Source organism: Nocardioides sp. CPCC 206348 (assembly GCF_048654705.1).
In the GTDB taxonomy this organism is placed as follows: Bacteria; Actinomycetota; Actinomycetes; order Propionibacteriales; family Nocardioidaceae; genus Nocardioides.
On the sequence record NZ_JBMCZA010000229.1, the window covers coordinates 56,450 to 65,301 of the forward strand.

Sequence of the window (8,852 nt, forward strand, 5' to 3'; positions counted from 1 at the left end):
GCTGCCGGTGTCGAGCGTCGCAGCACGCCGGAGACCGCTGTCGAGGCAGCCGACCTGGCCGACAAGTACGACCAGATGCTGCGCCTGGCCGACCTGTTCGACGACGCGGGCGCCCAGATGCGCGAATGGGCCAAGCTCGGCCGCGACGTGCTGACGGACCCGGAGATCGCCGCGTCGACGGCGCTGTCCCCCCGGACCTGGGCCACGGCCGAGGAGGAGCTGCGGGCCGCCACCACGGGCAAGGACGGCCTGTTGAGCCGTTCGATCGAGCTGGACGCCGACGCCCTCATCCTGCGGGCCACGGTGCTGACGTACCGCTGGATCGACGAGCTCCAGGCCGCGGCCTACGAGACCCTGGGCTCGATCGCCGGCCGGGCGATCGGCTACCTCGCACCCCAGGTCAGCCTCGGCGGCGCCATCGTGGCTGCGGGCCTGATCGAGACCGACGCCCTGGACCGCGACGGCGTCGCTTCCTACCTCAACGACCTGGCCGCGGCGAACCCGGAGCTGATGGACCACGTCACCACGGGTGGCGGGCTGCTCGACAGCCTCCAGATGCGCGGACTGCTGACGGCCGGTGTGCTGTCCGGCGAGAGCGGCCGCGCGGCGCGCGCCGGTGGCCTGCGCGCGGCCGGCGTCGCCCCACTCACCTCCGACTGGGGTGCGGCGCTGCGCGACGTCGCGATGGGCGCCAGCGACCCGGTCGACACCACGGACGCCGCACCCACCGCACCCGAGGCCCGCCCGGATGCCCCGGAGGGCCTCGGCGACCTGATGGCCCTGCTCACCAGCAGCGACCGCGCGCACGACCCGGTCCGCATCCTGCAGGTCGGCCCCGGCCGACTCGTGGCCCTGCTCACCGGTGCCGCCGGATCCGGTCCGGCACCCGGGCGGCTGCGCCTGGTCTCCGGCGACCAGTCCGGCTACGCCGCCGACGTCATCCGGGCCCTCACCGCCGCCGCAGCCGCCACCGACGAGCCGACCCGCGTGATGCTGGTGGGCCGCGGCACCGGCGGCGCTGCCGCGCTCGAGATCGCCACCCGTGCGGACCTGCCGGGCTTCGTGGTCGACCAGGTGGTGACGGCGAACGCACCGTCGGCGCAGCTGCCGCACCTGTCGGGCGACGTACTCGTGCTGTCCCTGGAGGACCGCTCCGACCCCGTCGCCCTGCTCGGTTCACTGATCAACGCGACCTCGGCCAACCGCCTCACCGTCGTGTACGACGCCGCGTACGACCCGGACCTGCCGGCCCTCGTGGCCGGGGGCCGGGCGGCGGACCGTGCCGACCACCCGGACCTCGTGGCGGCGCTCGCCCGCTGGCGCGAGCAGGGCTACCTGCGCCCCTCCGCCTGACCGACCGCACGCTCCCGACGGAGCGATCTGCACCACACCCGCCGCCTGACGCGGTCCGCGGGGGCTGACGCGCGCCCTCGAGTTCCTTGACAAAACCGGGGTCAATGTATGCAACATAGTGTTGCGCTAACAGAGTGCATGCTCCCGATTTCGATGACGAGAACGGACCCGAACCATGACTGCCACCGCCGATCGCACCGCTGACATCGCTCCGGACACCACGGGGCTCAGCTACCAGGACACCCTCCGGGTGCTGTCCGAGGCGTCGGTGCACCAGCACTTCGACGCGTTCCTCGACATCGCCTGGGACAGCCCCGAGTTCGAGATGATCCCGGACGACCCGCGCTGGGTGCTCCCCGAGATCGACCCGCTCGGCCGGACCGAGTGGTACCAGTCGCTGCCGCTCGACCGACAGATCGAGATCGGCAAGTACCGCCTCTCCAACATCATGAAGGTCGGCCTGCAGTTCGAGCAGGTGCTGATCGGCGGCATCATGAGCCACCTGATCGGCATGGGCAACAACCGCGCCGAGTTCCGCTACTCCACGCACGAGGTCACCGAGGAGTGCCACCACACCCAGATGTTCCAGGAGGGTGTGAACCGGATCGGTGTCGACGTCCAGGGCGGTCCGAAGTGGTTCGTCAAGGTGGCGCCGTTCCTGTGCCTGGCCGGCGGGCCGCTCACCAACATCTTCTTCATCGGCATCCTCGCCGGCGAGGAGCCGATCGACTACCTGCAGAAGTCGGTGCTGCGCTCGGGCCACGACCTGCACCCGATCGTCGAGCGCGTGATGCAGATCCACGTCGCCGAGGAGGCGCGCCACATCGGCTTCGCCCACAGCTACCTCGTCGAGCGCTCCAAGGACTGGGGCCGCGTGCAGCGGTTCGGCCTGTCCCTGGCCTACCCGGTCATCATGCGGGTGCTGTGCGACGTGATCATGAAGCCGACCCGCCAGATGCAGAAGGACCTCGGCATCCCGAAGCAGGTCATGCGTGAGGTCTACTGGAAGAGCCCCGAGTCGCAGAAGCTGCTGCGCGACACCTTCGGCGACGTGCGCATGCTCGCCGAGGAGCTCGACCTCATGAACACGGTCTCGCGCCGGATCTGGCGTGCCCTGGGCATCAACGGCACCGCCTCGCGGTTCCGCAGCGAGCCCAAGTCCGCCGCCGTCTGAGCTGACCTCCATGGCCTACGTCGTCACGCAGTCCTGCTGCGCCGATGCTTCCTGCGTCGTCGCCTGTCCGGTCAACTGCATCCACCCCGCGCCGGGCGAGCCCGGTTTCGGCACCTCCGAGATGGTCTACATCGACGCCGACTCCTGTGTCGGCTGCGGAGCCTGCGCGACGGCCTGCCCGGTCGGCGCCATGGTCCCCGATGCTGCGCTGACCACCAAGCAGCTGCCGTTCATCGAGCTCAACGCGGCCTACTACGACGCGTTCCCGCACGCCGACCGGACGCCCCTGGCTCTGGTGCCGCAGCAGCGCCGGCTCACCCGGCGCGGCCCGTTCCGGGTCGCGGTCGTCGGCGCCGGACCGGCCGGCCTCTACACGGCGGACGAGCTGCTCAAGCACCCCGAGATCGAGGGCGTCGACGTCTATGACCGGCTCCGGACGCCGTACGGCCTGGTCCGGCACGGGGTCGCACCCGACCACGCCTCGACCAAGCAGGTCACCCGGCTGTTCGAGGCGATCGAGCGGCAGCCCCGCTTCCGCTACTTCCTCGGCGCCCCCGTTGGAGCTGTCGGCACCGAGGGCGTGACGCTCGCCGACCTGCGCGAGAGCTATCACGCCGTCGTCTACGCCGTCGGCGCGTCCGCTGACCGCAACCTCGACATCCCCGGCGAGGACCTCGCCGGATCGATCCCGGCGACGGCAGTGGTCGGTTGGTACAACGGCCACCCGGACCAGCGCGACCTCGACGTCCCGCTCGCCCACGAGCGGGCGGTCGTCGTCGGGAACGGCAACGTCGCGCTCGACGTGGCGCGCATCCTCAGCCGCCCGTTGACCGTCCTCGAAGGCACCGACCTGGCGCCCGAGCCGCTCGAACAGCTCCGCGCGAGCAGCGTGCGGGAGGTCGTGGTGCTCGGCCGCCGCGGCCCCGCCCAGGCTGCCTTCACCGTGCCCGAGCTGATCGGTCTTGCCGGGCTCGACGACGTCGACGTCATCGTCGAAGCCGACCCCGAGCTGCTCGCTGGCGACGACCAGCGCAGCCAGCTCCTTCGCGAGCTCGCCGACCGAACCCCCTCCGACGACCCCGAGCGCCGCCGGATCGTGCTGGCGTTCACGTCCTCCCCCGTCGAGATCCTCGGCGAGGACGGCCGGGTCACCGGCGTCCGGGTCGCCCGCAACGAGCTCGTCGCCACGGCGGACGGCGACGTCCGCGCCCGAGCGACCGACGACGTCCGCACCATCGAGACGGGACTCGTGGTCCGCTCCGTCGGCCACCGCGGCCTCCCCGTCGCCGACCTGCCCTTCGACGACACCACCGCGACCGTCCCCAACGACGGCGGTCGCGTCGAGCCCGGCGTGTACGTCGTCGGCTGGATCAAGCGCGGCCCGAACGGCTTCATCGGCACGAACAAGACCTGCGCCCAGGAGACCGTCGAGGCGATCCTCGACGACCTCGATGCCGGGATCCCCGAGCCGGTCGGATCGGCGCGCCGCGCTGCCGAGCTGGTGCGGGCGGTCCACCCCGAGGCCTCCGACCTCGCCGGCTGGCAGCGCCTCGACGCCGCTGAGCGGGAGCAGGGCGCCCGGATCGGGCGTCCGCGGGCCAAGATCGTCGACCCCGCGGCGCAGCAGATCTTCATGGCGACATCGGGCGATCCTGCGCGTCGGCGCGGGTTCCTACGGCGTACCGTGTCGTGACGCCGTGCTGATCCGAGGAGGTTCCGTCATGGGAGCGCCGAGGGGCGATGCCACTGACGGTCGCAAGCGACGCTGGCAGGAGCACAACGCCGCGCGTCGGCAGGCGATCATCGATGCCGCCATCACCGTCCTGGCCCGGGACATCGCACCGGGCGAAGAGCTCAGCGTCCAGCAGATCGCCGACGAGGCGTCCGTGCACCGGACCGTGCTCTACCGCTACTTCGAGGACCGCACCGACCTCGACCTCTCCATCCAGCAGGAGGTCTGCGCGCTGGCCACGGAGCCGCTGCTGGCGGCCGTGACCCTCGAGGGCACGCCGCGCGAGATCGTGCACCGCATCGTCGACGCCTACGTCGCGTGGGCAGTCGGCAACATGGCGTTGATGCGCTTCGCCGAGCGCGAGGTCGCCGGCGCACCGTCCAAGCCGCTCGACGACGCGATCACCCAGTTCGCCGCCATGATCGAGGAGGTCATCGGCGCCTTCATCGAGATCCTCGGCGTCGAGATGTCCGAGGACGACCGCGACTCCCTGACGCCCTGGGTGTTCCTGCTCGTCGGCGGCGCGATGGCTGCGGTCCGCAGCTGGACCGCCCGTGCCGAGCTGCGCCCCGCCGTACCCGAGTTCACCGCACTGCTCGCCGAGGTCACCTGGCTCCAGGTCGAGGGCCTCGCGAGGACACGCTCCATCGAGCTGCCCGACCTCCCGGTCGAGGAGCTCCTGAACCTGAAGGACACCCCATGACCGACCACGTCGACGTACTCATCATCGGAGCCGGCCTGTCCGGCATCGATGCGGCGTACCACGTGAACAAGGCCTTCCCGGACAAGTCGTACGCCGTCCTCGAGATGCGCCACGCGCTCGGCGGCACCTGGGACCTCTTCCGCTACCCCGGCATCCGGTCCGACTCCGACATGCACACCCTCGGCTTCGGGTGGAAGCCCTGGAAGGGCAGCAAGGCGATCGTCGACGGGCCGGACATCCTCTCCTACCTCCAGGAAGCGGCCGCCGAGAACGGCATCGACGAGCACATCCGCTACCACCACAAGGTCGTCCACGCGGAGTTCTCGAGCGCCGACGCGCTCTGGACGGTGCGCGTCGAGCGGACCGACACCGGCGAGACCACCGAGATCACCTCCAACTTCCTCTGGTCGACGACCGGCTACTACAACTACGACGCCGGCTTCACCCCGGAGTTCGCCGGCCGCGACGACTTCGAGGGCCAGGTGGTCCATCCCCAGCAGTGGCCCGAGGACCTCGACTACGAGGGCAAGCGCGTCGTGGTCATCGGCTCCGGCGCCACCGCCGTGACCCTGATCCCGGCACTCGCCAAGTCCGGCGCCGGACACGTCACGATGCTGCAGCGGACGCCGACGTACATCATCAGCCAGCCGACGCACGACCACCTGTCGGCGCAGATGTACAAGCGCCTGCCCGACACCATCGCGAAGAAGCTCATCCGCACCCGCTACCTCACCAGCCGGATCGCGTTCTACGAGTTCTGCCAGGCCCGGCCGACCGAGTCGCGGGCCCTCCTGCGCAAGCTCCTCGAGCGCCAGCTGCCGAAGGACGTCGACTTCGACCAGCACTTCAAGCCGCCGTACGACCCGTGGGACCAGCGCCTGTGCGCCGTCCCCGGCGGCGACCTGTTCAAGGCGCTGCGCCAGCACACCGTCGACATCGTGACCGACCACATCGACCGGTTCACCCCGAAGGGCATCCTGCTCAAGTCGGGCCAGGAGCTCGAGGCCGACATCATCATCACGGCCACCGGGCTCAACCTGAACCTGTTCGGTGGGGCCTCGCTCGCCGTCGACGGCGCGGCCGTCAAGCCCGCGGACACCATGGTCTACAAGGGCCTGATGCTGAGCGACGTCCCCAACTTCGCGTTCATCATGGGCTACACGAACGCATCCTGGACCCTCAAGGCCGACCTCGTGTGCGAGTACGTCGTCAAGCTGCTGCGCCGCATGGACGAGTCGGGCTCCCGCACCGTCGTCCCCAACCGCGACCCCTCGATCGCCGAGGAGCCCTTCCTGGACTTCCAGGCCGGCTACGTCATGCGGGTGATCGACGCGATGCCCAAGCAGGGCTCGACGTACCCGTGGCGGCTGAAGATGAACTACTTCCAGGACGTGCTGGCGTTTCGCAAGCCGGTGGACGACGCGGCGCTGGAGTTCTCGGCCTGACGGGGTGCAGGAATACCCGCTTCAGCGGGGAAACTGGCACTTCTTGGCCGTTGCAACAGTCAAGGAGTGCAGGAATACCCGCATAAGCGGGTATTCCTGCACCTCCGCAGCACTCAGCCCGGCGCCGGCATCGACCGCGCGATGATCTCCTTCATGATCTCGCTCGTGCCGGCGTAGATCTGGGAGACGCGGAGGTCGGCCCAGGCCCGCGCGATCGGGTACTCGGTCATGTAGCCGTAGCCACCGTGCAGCTGCAGGCACTTGTCGGCGACCTTCTGCGCACGCTCGGAGCACCAGAGCTTGGCCATCGCCACGGTCGGGATGTCGAGCTGCTTCTCGAGGTGCAGGGTGATGCACTCGTCGACGAACGACCGCGCGACCCGGGCCTCGGTGGCGACCTCGGCCATCTTGAACTTGGTGTTCTGGAAGCCCCAGATCGGGCGGTTGAAGGCGTGCCGGTCGTGGACGTAGCGCAGCGTCTCGTCGAAGCAGAACTCCATCGCGGCAACGTTGGAGACGGCGACGATGAGGCGCTCCTGGGGCAGCTGCTCCATCAGCTGGATGAAGCCCTGGCCCTCCTCGGTGCCGAGCAGGTTGGTGACCGGGATCCGTACGTCGACGAAGCTGAGCTCGGACGTGTCCTGGCCCTTCATCCCGATCTTGTCGAGCACCCGGCCGCGCGAGAAGCCGGGGGTGTCGGTCGGCACGATGACCAGCGAGATGCCGGCAGCGGACTCCTCCGGGTTGGTCTTCACGACCGTGATCACGACGTCGGCCTGGGCGCCGTTGGTGATGAAGGTCTTGGACCCGTTGACGACGTACTCGTCGCCCTCGCGGATCGCCTTGGCCTTGATGTTCTGCAGGTCCGAGCCGGTGCCGGGCTCGGTCATCGCGATCGCCGCGACGACCTCGCCGCTGGCCATCTTCGGCAGCCACTCGAGCTTCTGCTCCTCGGTGCCGTAGTTCAGGATGTAGTGCGCGACGATGCCGTTGTGGAGGGAGACGCCCCAGGAGCTGTCCCCGGCCCGGGCCTGCTCCTCGACGAGGATCGCCTCGTGCGCGAAGGTGCCGCCACCGCCGCCGTACTCCTCGGGCACCGAGAGGCACAGCAGGCCGACCTCGCCGGCCTTGTTCCACAGCTCGCGGTCGACCTGCTTGTTCTCGATGAACCGGTCGACGTTCGGCTTGACCTCCTTCTCGCAGAAGGTGCGCGCGAGGTCGCGGAAGTCGTCGAGGTCGGTGTCCATCCAGGGCGAACGACGCTGGGGCATGGTGATTCCTTCTTTGCAGGTGATGGTGGGACGGGCGACGGAACGGTCAGCCGACGACGCCGGCGGATCGAAGCTCGGCGATGGTGTCGGCGGTGTGGCCGAGCTCGGCGAGGAGGTCATCGGTGTGGGCGCCCAGCCGCGGCGCCGGCGCCGGGACGGGAGGGATGCTGCGCGAGAACCGGGGTGCCGGGGCCGGCTGGACCCGACCGTCGATGTCGACGAAGCTCTGGCGGGCGCGGTTGTGCGGGTGGTCGGGCGCCTCGCTCGGCGACAGCACCGGCGTGACGCAGGCGTCGACCCCGTCGAACACCTCGGTCCACTCGTCCCGGGTCCTCGTGAGGAACGCACCGGCGAAGACCGCCCGGAGCTTGTCCGCCTGGTCCAGGTCGAACGGCGAGGGGAGGTCCTCGTCGCTGAGTCCGAGCCGGCTCAGCAGCTCGGCGTAGAACTGCGGCTCGAGCGCCCCCACGGCGACGTACTTGCCGTCGCTGCAGACGTACGTGTCGTAGAACGCGGCGCCGGAGTCGAGGAAGTTGGTGCCGCGCTCGGGCATCCACAGGCCGGTCGAGGCCATCGCGTGCACGAAGGTGGTGAGCAGGGCGGCGCCCTCCACCATGGAGGCGTCGACCACCTGGCCCTTGCCGGAGAACTCCCGCTCCCGCAGCGCGGCCAGGAGGCCGATCACGAGGAGGAAGCCGCCTCCGGCGAAGTCGGCGACCAGGTTCAGCGGCGGCAGCGGGCGCTCGCCCGCGCGGCCGATGGGCTCGAGCGCGCCGGCGAGCGCGACGTAGTTGATGTCGTGCCCGGCGGCCTGGGCCATCGGACCGTGCTGGCCGTAGCCGGTGAGGCGGCCGTAGACCAGCCGGGGGTTCCAGCCCTGGCAGGCCTCGGGCCCGACGCCCAGGCGCTCGGCAACTCCGGGGCGGAAGCCCTCGACCAGGATGTCCGCGTCGTCGACGAGGCCGCGCACGATGTCGACACCACGGGGGTCCTTGAGGTCGACGGCGATCGACCTCTGGCCGCGGTCGAAGTAGCCGGACGGTACGGCGAGCGCGTCGCCGCCGCCGGCGCGGTCGACCCGGATCACGTCGGCACCGAGATCGGCCAGCACCATGCAGGCGAACGGTGCCGGCGCGAGGCTGGTGAGCTCGATGACCTTGAGCCCGTCGAGGGG

The 8,852-nt window shown here is 70.2% G+C and carries 7 protein-coding genes; 5 read left to right on the forward strand and 2 right to left on the reverse strand.

Annotated features, from left to right (window positions below):
- From ACOADB_RS26100 to ACOADB_RS26120, 5 genes are all read left to right on the forward strand, one after another.
- Positions 1-1,353, forward strand: a 1,353-nt coding sequence (locus tag ACOADB_RS26100) for a hypothetical protein (protein ID WP_378605853.1), incomplete at its 5' end; no start/stop codon positions are given.
- Between the two features lie 175 nt (positions 1,354-1,528).
- Positions 1,529-2,527, forward strand: a complete 999-nt coding sequence (locus ACOADB_RS26105) for an AurF N-oxygenase family protein (protein ID WP_378605856.1) — start codon at positions 1,529-1,531, stop codon at positions 2,525-2,527.
- A gap of 10 nt (positions 2,528-2,537) precedes the next feature.
- Entirely contained in the window at positions 2,538-4,220 is a 1,683-nt protein-coding gene (locus ACOADB_RS26110; RefSeq protein ID WP_378605859.1) for an FAD-dependent oxidoreductase, read from the forward strand.
- A gap of 28 nt (positions 4,221-4,248) precedes the next feature.
- A complete protein-coding gene (locus ACOADB_RS26115; protein ID WP_378605862.1) occupies positions 4,249-4,962 on the forward strand; it encodes a TetR/AcrR family transcriptional regulator in 714 nt (237 codons plus the stop codon).
- Positions 4,959-6,407 (forward strand): flavin-containing monooxygenase, encoded by a 1,449-nt coding sequence (locus tag ACOADB_RS26120; RefSeq protein WP_378605865.1) that lies wholly within the window; start codon positions 4,959-4,961, stop codon positions 6,405-6,407. The genes ACOADB_RS26115 and ACOADB_RS26120 overlap by 4 nt, the downstream gene beginning before the upstream one ends.
- Before the next feature lie 113 nt (positions 6,408-6,520).
- Here ACOADB_RS26120 and ACOADB_RS26125 read toward each other — a convergent pair whose 3' ends face one another.
- Both ACOADB_RS26125 and ACOADB_RS26130 read right to left on the reverse strand, forming a co-directional pair.
- Positions 6,521-7,678, reverse strand: a complete 1,158-nt coding sequence (locus tag ACOADB_RS26125) for an acyl-CoA dehydrogenase family protein (protein WP_378605868.1) — start codon at positions 7,676-7,678, stop codon at positions 6,521-6,523.
- A gap of 46 nt (positions 7,679-7,724) precedes the next feature.
- On the reverse strand, positions 7,725-8,852 hold a 1,128-nt coding region (locus ACOADB_RS26130), incomplete at its 5' end, for a CaiB/BaiF CoA transferase family protein (RefSeq protein WP_378605871.1).

Bases quoted from the DNA above. Each gene is read 5' to 3' on its own strand.
- ACOADB_RS26105 (WP_378605856.1), top strand. From the start codon at position 1,529: ATGACTGCCACCGCCGATCGCACCGCTGACATCGCTCCGGACACCACG.
- ACOADB_RS26110 (WP_378605859.1), top strand. From the start codon at position 2,538: ATGGCCTACGTCGTCACGCAGTCCTGCTGCGCCGATGCTTCCTGCGTC.
- ACOADB_RS26125 (WP_378605868.1), bottom strand. From the start codon at position 7,678: ATGCCCCAGCGTCGTTCGCCCTGGATGGACACCGACCTCGACGACTTC.
- ACOADB_RS26115 (WP_378605862.1), top strand. From the start codon at position 4,249: ATGGGAGCGCCGAGGGGCGATGCCACTGACGGTCGCAAGCGACGCTGG.
- ACOADB_RS26120 (WP_378605865.1), top strand. From the start codon at position 4,959: ATGACCGACCACGTCGACGTACTCATCATCGGAGCCGGCCTGTCCGGC.